The 14,571-nt window shown below is 70.4% G+C and carries 11 protein-coding genes; 5 read left to right on the plus strand and 6 right to left on the minus strand.

The window, feature by feature from the left end:
* Positions 1–211 precede the first annotated feature (211 nt).
* From ACFQ79_RS08105 to ACFQ79_RS08130, 6 genes are all read right to left on the minus strand, one after another.
* A complete protein-coding gene (locus ACFQ79_RS08105) occupies positions 212–2,395 on the minus strand; it encodes a SpoIIE family protein phosphatase (RefSeq protein WP_383580114.1) in 2,184 nt (727 codons plus the stop codon).
* A 320-nt stretch (positions 2,396–2,715) separates the two neighbouring features.
* Complete coding sequence (pntB, locus tag ACFQ79_RS08110) at positions 2,716–4,134, minus strand: Re/Si-specific NAD(P)(+) transhydrogenase subunit beta (RefSeq protein WP_383580116.1); 1,419 nt, start codon at positions 4,132–4,134, stop codon at positions 2,716–2,718.
* A gap of 1 nt (position 4,135) precedes the next feature.
* The gene (locus ACFQ79_RS08115; protein ID WP_383580254.1) at positions 4,136–5,704 is read right to left on the minus strand and encodes a Re/Si-specific NAD(P)(+) transhydrogenase subunit alpha; all 1,569 of its coding nucleotides are present in this window, start codon (positions 5,702–5,704) and stop codon (positions 4,136–4,138) included.
* A 238-nt stretch (positions 5,705–5,942) separates the two neighbouring features.
* Entirely contained in the window at positions 5,943–6,827 is an 885-nt protein-coding gene (locus tag ACFQ79_RS08120; RefSeq protein ID WP_383580118.1) for a crotonase/enoyl-CoA hydratase family protein, read from the minus strand.
* Positions 6,828–6,862: 35 nt separating this feature from the next.
* A complete protein-coding gene (locus ACFQ79_RS08125) occupies positions 6,863–7,837 on the minus strand; it encodes an NAD(P)H-dependent flavin oxidoreductase (protein WP_383580120.1) in 975 nt (324 codons plus the stop codon).
* Between the two features lie 295 nt (positions 7,838–8,132).
* Positions 8,133–8,780, minus strand: coding sequence for a TetR/AcrR family transcriptional regulator (locus tag ACFQ79_RS08130; protein WP_383580122.1), 648 nt, complete (start codon positions 8,778–8,780; stop codon positions 8,133–8,135).
* Between the two features lie 192 nt (positions 8,781–8,972).
* On the opposite strand from ACFQ79_RS08130, the gene ACFQ79_RS08135 reads away from it, so the two are divergent.
* Genes ACFQ79_RS08135 through ACFQ79_RS08155 form a run of 5 tightly spaced genes read left to right on the plus strand, consistent with a single transcriptional unit; the run spans position 8,973 to position 14,521 of the window.
* A complete protein-coding gene (locus ACFQ79_RS08135; RefSeq protein ID WP_383580124.1) occupies positions 8,973–9,728 on the plus strand; it encodes an SDR family oxidoreductase in 756 nt (251 codons plus the stop codon).
* On the plus strand, positions 9,728–10,771 hold the full coding sequence (locus ACFQ79_RS08140; RefSeq protein ID WP_383580126.1) for a phosphotransferase family protein: 1,044 nt from the start codon (positions 9,728–9,730) through the stop codon (positions 10,769–10,771). Before ACFQ79_RS08135 ends, ACFQ79_RS08140 begins: the two co-directional genes overlap by 1 nt.
* A gap of 2 nt (positions 10,772–10,773) precedes the next feature.
* The gene (locus ACFQ79_RS08145) at positions 10,774–12,048 is read left to right on the plus strand and encodes an acyl-CoA dehydrogenase family protein (RefSeq protein WP_383580127.1); all 1,275 of its coding nucleotides are present in this window, start codon (positions 10,774–10,776) and stop codon (positions 12,046–12,048) included.
* Complete coding sequence (locus ACFQ79_RS08150) at positions 12,045–13,589, plus strand: flavin-containing monooxygenase (protein WP_383580129.1); 1,545 nt, start codon at positions 12,045–12,047, stop codon at positions 13,587–13,589. Before ACFQ79_RS08145 ends, ACFQ79_RS08150 begins: the two co-directional genes overlap by 4 nt.
* A complete protein-coding gene (locus ACFQ79_RS08155; protein ID WP_383580130.1) occupies positions 13,589–14,521 on the plus strand; it encodes an alpha/beta hydrolase in 933 nt (310 codons plus the stop codon). Before ACFQ79_RS08150 ends, ACFQ79_RS08155 begins: the two co-directional genes overlap by 1 nt.
* Positions 14,522–14,571: the final 50 nt, after the last annotated feature.

The following is a 14,571-nucleotide window of genomic DNA, read 5'->3' on the forward strand; positions in this document are numbered from 1 at the left end:
ACAACGCCGTGACAGTGGGTCATGACCCGCTCCGTTCTGCTGTCGTCGCCGGGCACGCGCGGCGACCTCCGTGTCGCGGACGGCCGGGAGGGCCGAAGGCGCGAGATTCATTCTCGAATCGAATTCGAGTTTAGTCGTGAGTCATGTGCCGTCAAGGTCTTGTTGTGGATGAGGTCGACTCGAAACCCGCGGCCCGGCAGGGTGGAACGGCCTACGGAAGCGCCTGTTCGGCCCAGATGGTCTTGCCCTCGCGACCGTGGCGCGTGCCCCAGCGCTCGGCGCACTGGGCGACGAGCAGCAGTCCGCGGCCGCCCTCGTCGTAGGTCCGCGCGCGGCGCATGTGCGGCGCGGTGCTGTTCGCGTCGAACACTTCGCAGGTCAGGGCCGCGTCGAGGATGAGCCGCAGGCGGACGGGGGGCTTGCCGTAGCGGATCGCGTTGGTCACCAGTTCGCTGACGATGAGTTCCGTCGTGAAGGACAGCTCGTCGAGACCCCACGAGCCCAGTGTGTCGGCGGTGAAGCGACGGGCTCCGGAGACGGCGGCGGGGTCGGACGGGAGGTCGAGTGTGGCGACATGGCCGGGATCGAGCGCCCGGGTGCGAGCGACCAGGAGGGCCACGTCGTCGGAGGGGCGCGCCGGGAGCATCGTGGCCAGCAGCCCTTCGCATACCTCGTCCGGCGAGGCCGAGGACCGCGACGCCCGTACGAGGGTGTCGCTGAGCAGCGTCAGCGACGCGTCCAGATCGCGCGTACGGCTCTGGACGAGGCCGTCGGTGTACAGGGCCAGCAGGCTGCCCTCGGGCAGTTCCCACTGGGCGGTTTCGAACGGGAGTCCGCCGAGTCCCAGCGGCGGGCCGATCGGCAGGGCCGGGAGGTCGGCCCACGCCGTCCCGCCCGTCTGGACTTCGGCTGTGTCCGCGCCGGTCGTTCCGACGTAGGCGGAAGTCGCCACGGCCGGCGGTACGTGCCCGGCGCTGGCGAGGGAGCAGATGCGGGTGGCGGGGTCGTAGATCGCGTACAGGCAGGTCGCGCTGATCTCCCCGTCCTCGCGGGACTCCTCCGTCTGTAGGCGGATGACCACGTCGTCGAGGTGGGTGAGCAGTTCGTCGGGCATCAGGTCGATGTCGGCGAAGGCGCGGACGGCGGTGCGCAGGCGGCCCATGGTGGCGGCGGCGTGCAGTCCGCGGCCGACGACGTCGCCCACGACGAGGGCGACGCGGCCGCCGGAGAGCGGGATCACGTCGTACCAGTCGCCGCCCACGCCTGCCCGTGAGCCGCTGGGGAGGTAGCGGGCAGCGGTTTCCACGGCGGACTGCTCCACCGGACGCTGGGGCAGCAGGCTGCGCTGGAGCGTGAGCGCGGTGGTGCGCTCGTGGGTGTACCGGCGGGCGTTGTCGATGTACAGCGCGGCTCTCGCGGCGATGTCCTGCGCCAGGAGGAGGTCGTCGTCATCGAACGGGGTGGGGGTGCGATGGCGGACGAACTGTGCCAGGCCCAGGGTGGTTCCGCGTGCGTACAAGGGCAGCAGCAGGACCGAGTGGAAGCCGAATCGGGGCGGACCGGGCGCCGCGAGCCACGGCGGGGCGTCCGCGGTCGTGACCGGCAGCAGCACGGGTCGCCCGGTGGCCAACACCTCCGCCGGCACCGAGTCCGGCGCGTAGACGTGCCGTTCGTCCGTGTCGACGGGGGAGTCGGGGCAGCCGTCCAGGACGGACCGCTGGGCGACGCGCCGCAGCACCGGCGCATCCGCCGGCGGGAGTTGCTCCCCGTCCTGGAGTACGGAGTCGAGGATGTCGACGGTGGCGAGGTCGGCGAATCCGTCGGCGCCGACCTCTGCCAGCTCCTCGGCGGTGCGGACGGTGTCGAGGGTGGTCCCGATCCGCCTGCTCGCCTCGTTGGTGATCATCAGCCTGTGCTGCACCCGCCGGTCGCGCACCTCCTGGTAGGCGGCGACCACCTGCTCCGAGCTCTGGTCGACGTACGCGAATCCGGTCTCGATCAGCCGGAGGTACGCGGCGTTTGCCAGCCGCTGGTCGTCGGTGAACCGGGTGGCCTCGTCCTGGAGCAGCTGGAGCAGGCCGATGTGCCCGAGGCGGTAGGTGCGCAGCAGTGTACTGAGCGGTACACCGGCTTCGGCGAAACCGTGAGCGAGTTCCAGGGCGGCGGGAGGTGCCTTGGCCTCGGTGACATCGCGGCCGTGCTCCAGGGCGTCGAGGAAGGCGGTGACGTGGTCGGCCGTCTCGCTCAGGGCGCGCTGGGCCAGGTCCGCGCGCTGCCACAGTTCGGGAAGCTCGCCGCGCATCTGCTCCATCAGGAGACCGGCCCACTGGTCCGAGCGCGGTCTCAGATCGTGCGCCAGGCGACCGAGGAAGGCGGAGACGTCGTCCTTCTCCATGAGGGAAACGTATCCAAGGACCCGGTCGCTCGCCTGTCCGGGCGGCAGGGGGTGCGATGGTGGTAAGCCGGGTGCCTGTATCCGGCGCGGGATCGCCGGCCGATCGTGAGGGGCCGGGGTGTCTCCATGACCGCGATGGGTCTGCATCGACGCGTCATCCTCGGTTTCACATCGATTCGGAATCGAATCTCCTGGCCGGTTCTGTGGCGGTGGCCGCGAGCAGGCCTGTGCCGAGAGCGCACGGCGTATGCGGGGGACCGCCCTCCAGGTGGAGGGCGGCCGGCAGGGGGGCAGGGCGACGCTCTCGACGTCGTGGTGCGTCAGAGCGCGCCGACGATGTCCTCGACCCGGGCCTTCGCGTCGCCGAAGAGCATCGAGGTGTTCTCCTTGAAGAAGAGCGGGTTCTGCACGCCCGCGTATCCGGAGGCCATCGAGCGCTTGAACACGATGACCTTGCCGGCCTCCCAGACCGTCAGGACCGGCATGCCGGCGAGCGGGCTTGAAGGGTCCTCGGCGCCGGCCGGGTTGACCGTGTCGTTGGCGCCGATGACGAGGACGACGTCGGTCTTCGCGAAGTCCTCGTTGATCTCGTCCATCTCCAGGACGATGTCGTACGGCACCTTGGCCTCGGCGAGCAGCACGTTCATGTGGCCGGGCAGACGGCCGGCGACCGGGTGGATGCCGAACCGTACGTGGACGCCCTTCGCGCGCAGCTTCGAGGTGAGCTCCGCGACCGGGTACTGCGCCTGCGCGACGGCCATGCCGTAGCCAGGTGTGATGACCACGGAGCGGGCGGAGCCGAGCAGCTCGGCGGCGCCCTGGGCGGTGATCTCCTGGTGCTCTCCGTAGTCGACGTCCGAGCTGGAGGGGGCCTCGATGCCGAAGCCTCCGGCGATCACGGAGAGGAAGGAGCGGTTCATGGCCTTGCACATGATGTACGACAGGTACGCGCCGGAAGAGCCGACGAGCGCGCCGGTGATGATCAGCAGGTCGTTGCCGAGCAGGAAGCCCGAGGCCGCCGCGGCCCAGCCGGAGTAGCTGTTGAGCATCGAGACCACGACTGGCATGTCGCCGCCGCCGATCGAGGCGACCAGGTGCCAGCCCAGTGCCAGTGCCAGGATCGTCACGGTGATCAGCAGCCACAGCTCCGGCGTGATCACGAACCACACCGTCAGGGCGACGAACAGGCCCAGCGCGCCGAGGTTCAGTACGTTCTTGCCCGGCAGCATCAGCGGCTTGGAGCTGATCTTCGCGGAAAGCTTCAGGTAGGCCACGATGGAGCCGGTGAAGGTCACGGCGCCGATGAACAGGCCGATGAACACCTCACCGTGGTGGATGCCCAGAGTGCCGAGCGTGTCCAGGGCCTGGGCCTCGTGGCCGTCCGGGTGGTTCTCGACCTCCAGGAAGCCGTTCCAGCTGACCAGGACGGCCGCGAGACCGACGAAGGAATGCAGCAGCGCGATCAGTTCGGGCATGCCGGTCATCTCGACGCCGCGGGCCCGCTGGAGGCCGATCAGCGCGCCGGTCAGCATCGCGAGGCCCATCAGGGCGAGGCCGGCGGTGCTGACGTCGCCGTCGAGTGCGAGCACGACCGTCGCGACGAGCGCGACGCCCATGCCGAGCATGCCGAAGGCGTTGCCGAGCCTGGCCGTTTCGTGCTTGGAGAGTCCTGCCAGCGCGAGGATGAACAGCAGCGCGGCAACAAGGTAGGCCGCCTGTGCGGCGATGGTCGCAGACATGTCAGCTCCGGTTGAACATGGCGAGCATGCGACGCGTCACCGCGAAGCCGCCGAAGACATTGATACTGGCCAGCAGGATCGCGACGGCCGAAAGGACCGTGACCGCCGTGCTTCCGTGCCCGATCTGCAGCATCGCGCCCACGACGATGATCCCGGAGATCGCGTTCGTCACCGACATCAGCGGCGTGTGCAGCGCGTGGTGCACATGGCCGATCACGTAGTAGCCGATCACGATCGCCAGGACGAAGACCGTCACATGGGGCAGCAGCGCTGCGGGGGCGAACCCGGCGGCCAGGAACAGCGCCAGGGCGGCGACGGCCACGCCGCCGAACCTCCCCCTCGCCGACATCGGCTGCTTCTTCGGCGCCGGCTCGCGCACGGCCGCCGCCGCAGGTGCGGTGGCCGGGGTCGCCGAAACCCGCACCGGCGGGGGCGGCCAGGCCAACTCGCCCTTGCGCACCACGGTGATCGAGCGCTGCACCGGGTCCTCCCAGTCAAGGACCAGAGAGCCGTCCTTGTCCGGCGTCATCAGCTTCAGCAGGTTCACCAGGTTCGTGCCGTACAACTGCGAGGCCTGCGCGGGCAGTCGGCCCGCGAGGTCGGTGTAGCCGATGATCGTCACGCCGTTCGCCGTGACGGTCTTCTCGCCCTTCACGGTGCCCTCGACGTTGCCGCCGTTGGCGGCCGCCATGTCGACGATCACCGAACCCGGCTTCATGCTCGCCACCATCTCCGCGGTGATCAGCGTCGGCGCGGGACGGCCGGGGATCAGCGCGGTCGTGACGACGATGTCGGCCTCGCGGCACTGGGCGGCGTACAGTTCGGCCTCGCGCGCCTTGTAGTCGTCGCCCATCTCCTTGGCGTAACCGGTCGTGGAGACCTCGGTCTCGGGGGACTCGATCGACAGGTACTCGCCGCCGAGAGAGCGGACCTGGTCGGCCACCTCCGGCCGGGGGTCGGTGGCGCGCACGATCGCGCCGAGCGAGCCGGAGGCGCCGATCGCCGCCAGACCGGCGACGCCGGCGCCCGCGACGAGGACCTTGGCCGGGGGCACCTTGCCCGCCGCCGTCACCTGGCCGGTGAAGAACCGGCCGAACTCGTGCGCGGCTTCGATGACGGCCCGGTAGCCGGCGATGTTCGCCATCGACGACAGGACGTCCATCGACTGTGCCCGGCTGATGCGTGGCACGGCGTCCATCGAAAGCGCGGTGAAGGGGCGCCGGCCCAGCTCCTCGACCATCGCCGGGTCGAAGGCCGGCGAGAACAGGGCGATCACTGTCGCCTCCGGCCGGATCCGGTCCAGCTGCGACGGGCTCGGGGCGTTGACCCCGAGCACCACGTCCGCCGCCACCGCGTCGCCGACGGTGGCACCGGCGGCCTCGTAGGCGCCGTCGGTGAAGCCGGCCGCGAGGCCCGCGTCCGGGTCGACGACCACGCCGTACCCCAGTCTGCGGATCTGTTCGACAGAGGCCGGCGTGGCCGAAACGCGACTCTCACCTGCCCGCGCTTCCTTGAGGACTCCGACAATCACGAGTGTTCTCCGTTCCCTACCAAGGCCGTCATGGCCCATGGCCGTCATAGCCGTCATGGCCCATGGCCGTCATTAATATCGACTCTGAATCGAGTTGTGTCGTCCTTCGGAATCGGTCCGCTGTCGCCCCGATCGGAAGCGGGCCGGCCGTGATCCATGCCATACCCTGCCGTAACCGGGAGGGGCGGCGGAGAGGAATCATCACCAGAGGGCGACCAGCCCGGCGATGGGGCCGTTCCAGGTCGGCGGCCTCGCCGCTCAGGCAAGCGGCTGGTGTTCAGGACGCGGGCGCATCAAGCCAGTCGTCGTAGAACGGCGGCATCGCGGAGGCCTTCCGGGAGAACCGCGGGGAGCGCTTCTCGCGGAAGGCGGTCACGCCCTCGCGCCCGTCTCCGACGCTGCTGTAGAACATCGCGAGGGACTCCACGCGGTGGGCGTCCTCCGGGTGTTCGAGGGTCGCGTTGCGGACCGTCATCTGCCGGGTGAGGGCGGTCGCGACGCGCGAGCGTCCCAGCGTCCAGCGGTCCGCCAGCGCCCGTGCCTGCGCGTACAACTGGTCCGGGGCGTGGACCGCTTGGGTGATTCCGGCGGTGGCGGCGGCCTCGGCGTCGAGGATCTCCGCGGAGTACAGCAGGTCCAGGGCCTTCGGCAGGCCGACCAGGCGGGGCAGGAACCAGGTGGAGGCGGCCTCGGGCGTGATGCCGAGCCGGCCGAAGACCAGACCGAAACGTGCCGTCGTCGACATCAGCCGCGCGTCCATCGCGAGTGTCATCGTCGCCCCGATGCCCACGGCGGGGCCGTTGATCGCGGCGATCACGGGCTTCCGGCAGCCGTGGATCGCCAGCGTGACCCTGCCTCCGGTGTCCCGAACCCGGCGGATGTCGGGGCTGTCCAGGTCGGCCATGTCGGCCAGCGTGGGGGAGCGTGACTCGTCGAGGCCGAAGACGTTGCCCTCCGAGCTGAGGTCCATGCCGGCGCAGAAGGCCTTTCCGGCGCCGGTCACGATGACGGCGCGCACGTCGTCGTCTTCGTTGACCTCGGTGAACGTCTGCTCGAGCTCCGCGGCCATCGTGGGCGTGAACGCGTTGAGGTGCCCGGGCCGGTCGAGGGTGACGGTGAGGATGCCGTCGTCGACGCGGTGGTGGAGGGTGGTCCAGGTCATGGTGTGCTTCCTGTTGTCGTCAGGGGTGTACGGGCTCATCCGCGCAGTCCGGCGAGCTGGTCGATGATCTTCTCGGCGTCGGTCACGATGCCGCTGACGATCTCGTCGCAGGTGGCGACGGACTCGATGAGCCCCTGCGCCTGGCCTGCCCACCACAGACCGTCGTCCATCCGCCCTTCCTGGAGCACGCGGGTACGGCCGCGGATGCCCGAAGCCAGCTCGGCGACGTCCTCGAAGACGGCTCCGGGGCGCCGAGACCGGATGACGATCTCCTCGGAGATCGCGTTGCGGGCGACTCGGCCGGTGTTGCCGAACTCCCGGAAGACGAGCTGGGTGGCCCGTTCGTCGTGGGCGACGATCTGCGCCTTGACGTTGGGGTGCACCGGCGCCTCCGTGCTGGCGACGAACCGTGTGCCCATGTTGATGGCGCAGGCCCCGAGCGAGAGGGCGGCGGCGAGGCCGCTGCCGGTCGCGAAGCCGCCGCTGGCGATGACCGGGATGTCCAGCTGTCGCACGGCGGCGGGGATGAGGACGAGGCCGGGGATGTCCTCCTCGCCCGGGTGCCCCGCGCACTCGAAGCCGTCGATGCTCACCGCGTCCACACCGAGCTTCTGCGCCTTGACGGCATGGCGCACGGCCACCGCCTTGTGGATCACCTTGACGCCCGCCGCCTTGAAGGCGGCCACGTGCTCGGCCGGATTGCTGCCGGCCGTCTCCACCACCTTGATTCCGCTCTCGATGATCGCTGCCCGGTACTCCGCGTAGGGCACCGGCTCGAGGGTGGGGAGGATGGTCAGATTGATGCCGAACGGCTTGTCGGTCATCTCGCGGCATCGCGCGATCTCCCGCGCCAGCGCCTCCGGAGTGGGCTGGGTCAGGGCCGTGAGGAACCCCAGGGCGCCGGCCTCGGCCACGGCGGAGATGAGCTCCGCCGTGCCGACGCCGGTCATACCGCCGCAGACGACCGGGTGGTCCACCCCGAATGTCTCGGTGAAGCGAGTCGCGATCATGTGAGTCCTTCTCCGTCTGGCGCCGTCGCCGATGGGCGAGCAGCAGGGCATAAACTTGATATCGAATCAAAGTCGAGTTTTGACTCTAGAGGTCTCCGCCGAGAGCCTGTCAAGCTCCGTCCGGCCGGTGGAATGCGGAAGCGCGCCGGCGGCACAGCGGTCGGAGCCCATGCGTGGCAGCAGCGCGTGGACCGGCCCGGAAACGGTGGGGGGAGGAGATCGTCGGCACGGTGCAGACGGTCAGCCGCCTCTGAGGGCATGCTCCGGTCTGCGCGGTGTCGGACGTCCAGGAGGGTCAGTCCCGCCCGGCGCGCCCTTCGGTGACGTAGGACTCCACGTACGCGATCACGATGCGGCGTGCTTCGCGGATGGTGGCGTCGTTGCCCTCCGGTGAGCGTCGGAAGGCCGCTTCGAAGAGCCGGTTGCCCACCTCGAAGGCGAGCTGCACGACGAGGAGGGGCAGGTCGGTGGGGACGAGGTCGCGTGCGACCAGGAGCTTCCAGACCCGCTCGGCTTGGGCCTCGTCGAAGGCGCGAACGTGTGCGCCGACCGTCTCGGAGCTCCCCTTGAACCACAGTTCGGTACAGCTGGGGTGGCCGCGGAAGTAGTCGAGCAGCGGGTCGATGACCGCGTCGGCCACGTCGGAGAGCGTGCGCGGCCGCTTGCCGGCCGGCGTGGCGCCGATGCGGGTGTCGAGCTCGTGGGCATGGCGCCGCAGGAGTTCGGCCTCGACCTGATGGCGGTGAGAGAAGTAGTGGTAGACGGAGGCGACGGGAATGCCCGCGCGCTCTCCGATCGCCTTCAGCGTGGCCGCCTCGTAGCCCTGCCCGCCGAGCAGTGCCTCGGCGGCGTCGAGTATGGCCCGCCGCCGTGCGATCCCGCGCCGCTGCGTCGCCCCGACGGGTCGCGAGGGTGTCTGCACCGTCAAGCTTTTCTCGAACACGATTCGAGATCATATCAGGCGCACCTGCTGATCCCTGCTGTCCGGAGGGTTGACAGCTCGGAGGTGCGCCCTAAACTCAAATTCAAGTCGATTTTGGGTTCTGTTACGAGGTGAGCGGCTCCACCCGCGGGCGACTTCCTGCCGACGGCCACCTCCGCAGTCCACTCCCCGTTCGAGGAGAAGCAAGGAACCATGTCCGACAGATTCGCGGGACAGACCGCGATCATCACCGGCGCCAGCCGTGGCATCGGTCTCGCGATAGCCGAACGACTCGTCGCCGAAGGTGCGAAGGTCGTGATCACCGGACGCAAGGCGGACGCACTGGCCGATGCCGTCGCCCGCCTCGGCGGGCCCGACCACGCCCTCGGCGTCGCCGGGCACGCCGCCGACACCGCCCACCAGGACGAAGCCGTCACCCGGGCCATCGACACCTTCGGCAGCGCCGACCTGCTGGTCAACAGCACCGGCGTCAACCCGGTGTACGGGCCGCTGATGGAGCTCGATCCCACGGTGGCCCGCAACGTGGTCGAGGTCAACGTCCTCTCCGCGCTGTCATGGGTCCAGAAGACCTACAAGGCATGGATGTCCGGACACGGCGGCGCGATCGTCAACGTCGCCTCGCTCAGCGGGATCCGGCCGGAGCCCGGCATCGGAATGTACGGCGCCAGCAAGGCGATGCTGATGCACCTCACCAAGGAACTGGCCGTCGAGATGAGCCCGCGTGTCCGGGTCAACGCGGTCGCGCCCGCCGTGGTGAAGACGCGGTTCGCCGCCGCGCTCTACGAGGGGCGGGAGGACGCCGTCGCGGCGGAGTATCCGCTGATGCGGCTCGGAGCCCCCGAGGACATCGCCGGCGTCGTGGCGTTCCTGCTCTCCGGGGACGCGGCGTGGATGACGGGTCGGACCCTGGTCGTCGACGGCGGCCTCGCAGCCGCGGGCGGTGCCTGATGGGAGTGCACGAGGAGGACGCGACTCCGGGGCTCGACCTCGCCCGGCTCCGCCCCTGGTTCACCGAGACCGTGCCGGCGGCGCGGGCAGGCATGCTGACGGCCACCCTGATCACCGGCGGCAAGTCCAATCTGACCTACCGCCTCACCGACGGCGCGTCCCACTGGATCCTTCGCCGGCCGCCCCTGGGCCACATCCTCGCCACGGCCCACGACATGGGACGCGAGTACGCGGTGATGGCGGCGCTCGCCGACACCCCCGTCCCCGTACCCGCCATGCACGGACTCTGTCTCGACACCGGCGTCCTGGGCGCCGAGTTCTACGTGATGGAAGCGGTACCCGGCAGGCCGTACCGCACGGCGGCCGACCTGAAGCCGCTCGGCCCACACCGGGTCCGGCGGATCTCCGGCGCCCTCGTCGACACCCTCGCCGACCTCCACACGGTGGACCCGGACGCAGTCGGGCTCGGCGGCTTCGGCCGCCCCGAGGGCTTCCTCACCCGGCAGGTCGCGCGCTGGCGACACCAGTTGGGTGCCTCGTACTCCCGCGACCTGCCCGACGCCGTCACCCTGCACGCCGCGCTGGAGGAGCGGGCCCCGGCGGCGGACGCCGCGGCCCGGCCCGGAATCGTCCACGGCGACTTCCGCCTCGACAACGCCCTGGTCGACGGCGACGACCGGCTCCGCGCGGTCGTCGACTGGGAGATGGCCACCGTCGGCGACCCGGTCACCGACCTGGCGCTGATGCTGCTCTACACCCGGCTCGCCCGGCTCGTCGGCGCCGAGGTCGCCCCCGACGCCGGCCTGGCGCCCGGCTTTCTGACCGAGACGGAGATCGTCGCCCGCTACGCCACCCGCAGCGCACGCGACCTGGGCGACCTCGGTTTCCACCTCGGCCTCGCCGCCTTCAAGCTCGCCGCGATCCTCGAAGGCATCCACTACCGCCACCTCAAGGGGCAGACGGTCGGCCCCGGCTTCGACCGGATCGGCGACGTGGTCCTCCCCCTTCTGGACGCCGGACTCGCCGCACTCAAGGAACACTGACCATGCACTTCGCGTTCGACCGCCGCACCGAGATGCTCCGCGAGAACCTCCAGGACCTGATGTGGAGCCACATCCACCCCGCGGAAGCCGTGTTCGAGCGGCAGCTCGGGGTTCTGGAGGAGCGCTGGGCCTGGGACTCGGTACCCGTGCTCGACGAGCTGCGGGCCGAGGCCCGTCGCCGCGGCCTGTGGAACCTCTTCCTTCCCGGTGAGGAGGGCGCCGGGCTCACCAACCTGCAGTACGCGCCCCTCGCCGAGATCACCGGCCGCTCGCCGGAACTCGCGCCCGCCGCACTCAACTGCGCGGCACCGGACACCGGCAACATGGAAGTGCTGTCCATGTTCGGCACCGGGGCCCAGCGCAAGGAGTGGCTGGAACCGCTGCTCGCGGGCGAGATCCGCTCCGCCTTCGCGATGACGGAGCCCGACGTCGCGTCCTCCGATGCCACGAACATCGCCACGTCGATCGTCCGTGACGGCGACCACTACGTGATCAACGGGCGGAAGTGGTGGATCACCGGGGCGATGAACCCCAACGCCCGGGTGTTCATCGTGATGGGCAGGACCGACCCAGAGGCCGATCGGCACCGTCGGCAGTCGATGATCCTCGTCCCCCGCGACACTCCCGGCCTCGAGATCAGGCGGTCCATGGAGGTCTTCGGGTACGACGACCATGACCACGGCGGCCACGCCGAGATGGTGTTCCACGACGTACGGGTCCCGGTGGCGAACCTCATCGGCGGGGAAGGCGACGGATTCACGATCGCCCAGGCCCGCCTCGGCCCGGGACGGATTCACCACTGCATGCGCTTCATCGGCGTCGCCGAGCGGGCCATCGAGCTGATGTGCGCCCGGGCCGAGGAGCGGGTGGCCTTCGGCAAGCCGCTCGCCCGCCAGGGCGTGATCCGCGACTGGATCGCCGAGTCGAGGGTGCGGATCGAGCAACTGCGCCTCCTCGTCCTCAAGACCGCCTGGCTGATGGACACCGTCGGCAACAAGGGCGCCCACACGGAGATCCAGGCCATCAAGATCGCCACGCCCCGGACGGTCCAGTGGATTCTCGACAAGGCGATCCAGATCCACGGAGCCGGCGGCCTGTCCCAGGACTTCCCGCTCGCCCGCGCCTACGCCGGCTGCCGCTCGCTGCGCTTCGCCGACGGTCCCGACGAGGTGCACAAGAACGCCCTCGCACGAACCGAACTCGCCCGGAGGGCCACTCGGGCGGCGGGCGCCGGACCTGCGCATTCCCTCACCCCCGCGGCCAGGAGGCACCTGTGACCAGCACGACCACCAGCGGAACGTCCTCCGGGGCAGCCGCTCACGATGACGTCGACGTACTGATCATCGGTGCGGGGATCTCGGGCATCGGCATGGCCAGTCACCTCCGTGCCCATCGCCCCGGCACGTCGTTCGCGATCCTGGAGGCACGGGACGAGGTCGGCGGCACGTGGAGTCTGTTCCAGTACCCCGGCATCCGCTCCGACTCGGACATGCCGACGTTCGGGTTCGGATTCAGGCCGTGGACCCACCAGAAGTCGATCGCCGACGGGCATCTCATCCTCGACTACCTGCGGCAGACGGCCGCCGAGAACGATCTGACCGGACACATCCGTCTCGGTCACCGCGTGATCGGTGCCGACTTCTCGAGGGCGACCGGTCGCTGGACCGTCACGGCCCAGCCGTCCGGTGGCCGCACGACGGTACGGTTCACGGCGCGGTTCCTGTTCGTGGGCACCGGTCCGTACGACCACGACGCCGGCTTCACCCCCGAGTTCCCCGGCATCGAGGACTTCGCAGGCCAGGTCGTCCACCCGCAGCACTGGCCGCACGAACTGGACTACGCGGGCAAGCGGGTGGTGGTGATCGGCAGCGGCGCCACCGCCGTCACCCTGATCCCCTCCATGGCCCGCACGGCGGCCCACGTCACGATGCTCCAGCGGTCGCCCGGCTACGTGTTCTCGATGCCGGCCGAGGACGCGATCGCCAACGCGCTCAGGACACTGCTCGGCCACCGACGCGCCCACGAGGTCATCCGGCGCAAGAACGTCCTCGTCACCCGCGGGCTCTTCAAGGCCTGCCGTCGCGCGCCGAGGCTGACGCGCAAGCTGCTGATCGCCGGTGTGCGACGGCAACTGCCCCGGCACTTCGACGTCGACACCCACTTCACGCCGCACTACGCGCCCTGGGACCAGCGGCTCTGCGTGGTACCCGACGGAGACCTCTTCAAGGCGATCTCATCCGGCCGTGCCTCGGTCGTCACGGACCACATCGAACGCTTCACCGAGACCGGCATCCGGCTGAAGTCCGGCCAGGAACTCGCCGCCGACGTCGTCGTCACCGCGACCGGACTCACCATGGCGGTGTTCGGCAAGATCCGGCTGAGCATCGGCAGGCAGCGGGTGCACGTACCGGACACGACGGCGTACAAGGCCATGATGCTCTCCGGTGTGCCCAACTTCGTGTACGCGCTGGGCTACACGAACCTCTCCTGGACGCTCAAGGTCGACCTGGTCTGCGCGCACTTCTGTCGCCTGCTCGACCACATGGACGCCCACGGCTACTCCACCGTCGAACCGGTCCTGACGGACCCCTCGATGGACCGCCTGCCCTACATGGACCTGACCTCGGGCTACGTCCAGCGCGGGATCGGAGCGTTCCCCCGCCGCGGGACCAAGGGACCGTGGACGGTCGAGATGGCGTACGAGAAGGACATCGAGCGGCTGCGCGAGGAGCCGGTCGACGACGACGCGCTGCAGTTCACCAGGTGCGCCGCCCCCGTGGCGCCCGCCCGGTCGCGGTCCCGGTCGGAGGGAGCGTGATGAAGAGGGAGATCCGCTTCACCAGCCACGGCGTCACCTGCGCGGCCTGGCACGTGCCCGCCGTGAACGAGGCACTGGCGGGTCCGGGCGGGCGGCCGTGCGTCGTGATGGCCCACGGCTTCGGCGGGACCCGTGACAGCGGCCTGCTGAACTACGCCGAGCCCTTCGCCGAGGCCGGCATCGACTCGCTCGTCTTCGACTACCGCGGCTTCGGGGACTCCGGCGGCAGGCCACGCCAGGACGTCTCGGTCCGGCGCCAGCGGCAGGACTACCACGCGGCCCTCGCGGCCGCCCGCCGGCTGCCCGGCGTCGACCCGGACAGGGTCGCGCTGTGGGGCGCCTCGTACGCCGGCGGTCATGCCCTGGTGGTCGCGGCGCAGGACGGCCGGACCGCTGCGGTCGTGTCCCTGACGCCGGTGACGGACGGCCTCGCCTCGCTGGCACATCTCCTGCGTCACGCCGGGGTCCGCCCGCTGCGCCGCCTGGCCGGGCACGGGTTGCGGGACGCCGTTCGCGCCCTCGCCGGCCGCCCGCCGCACCACGTGCCGGTCGTGGGGGATCCCGGCTCCCTCGCGATGATGACCCTCCCCGACGCCCTGAAGACCGCCGCCTCGTTCGCGGGCCCCACCTTCCGCAACGAGGTGTGCGCCCGTGCGGCGCTCAAGGTCGGACTGAACCGGCCCAGCACCTTCGTCGGACGTCTGACCTGCCCGATTCTGGTGCAGGTCGGCACGGACGATCGCATCGCGCCGCCCGAGGCGGCGCGCCGGACGGCCGCCAGGGCCGGCACGCCGGCACAGCTGCGCGCGTACCCGGTCGACCATCTCGACGTCTACGACGGACCGGGACAGGCGCGGGCACTCGCCGATCAGCTCGACTTCCTGACGCATTGCCTCGATCCGCGGAGTTCACCCCGGCGCCCCGGGCGCTGACGGCCCCCGGAGACAGCCGCATGCCGGAGTGCGCATGGCCCCCAGCACGT

Origin of the sequence: Streptomyces sp. NPDC056480, from assembly GCF_042795405.1 — a bacterium.
In the GTDB taxonomy this organism is placed as follows: domain Bacteria; phylum Actinomycetota; class Actinomycetes; order Streptomycetales; family Streptomycetaceae; genus Streptomyces.

What these genes read in the sequence shown, in the direction of transcription:
- ACFQ79_RS08105 (WP_383580114.1), bottom strand. Translation starts at nt 2,395, where the DNA reads ATGGAGAAGGACGACGTCTCCGCCTTCCTCGGTCGCCTGGCGCACGAT.
- ACFQ79_RS08125 (WP_383580120.1), bottom strand. Translation starts at nt 7,837, where the DNA reads ATGATCGCGACTCGCTTCACCGAGACATTCGGGGTGGACCACCCGGTC.
- ACFQ79_RS08145 (WP_383580127.1), top strand. Translation starts at nt 10,774, where the DNA reads ATGCACTTCGCGTTCGACCGCCGCACCGAGATGCTCCGCGAGAACCTC.
- ACFQ79_RS08120 (WP_383580118.1), bottom strand. Translation starts at nt 6,827, where the DNA reads ATGACCTGGACCACCCTCCACCACCGCGTCGACGACGGCATCCTCACC.
- ACFQ79_RS08135 (WP_383580124.1), top strand. Translation starts at nt 8,973, where the DNA reads ATGTCCGACAGATTCGCGGGACAGACCGCGATCATCACCGGCGCCAGC.
- pntB (WP_383580116.1), bottom strand. Translation starts at nt 4,134, where the DNA reads ATGTCTGCGACCATCGCCGCACAGGCGGCCTACCTTGTTGCCGCGCTG.
- ACFQ79_RS08140 (WP_383580126.1), top strand. Translation starts at nt 9,728, where the DNA reads ATGGGAGTGCACGAGGAGGACGCGACTCCGGGGCTCGACCTCGCCCGG.
- ACFQ79_RS08155 (WP_383580130.1), top strand. Translation starts at nt 13,589, where the DNA reads ATGAAGAGGGAGATCCGCTTCACCAGCCACGGCGTCACCTGCGCGGCC.
- ACFQ79_RS08115 (WP_383580254.1), bottom strand. Translation starts at nt 5,704, where the DNA reads ATGGGCCATGACGGCCTTGGTAGGGAACGGAGAACACTCGTGATTGTC.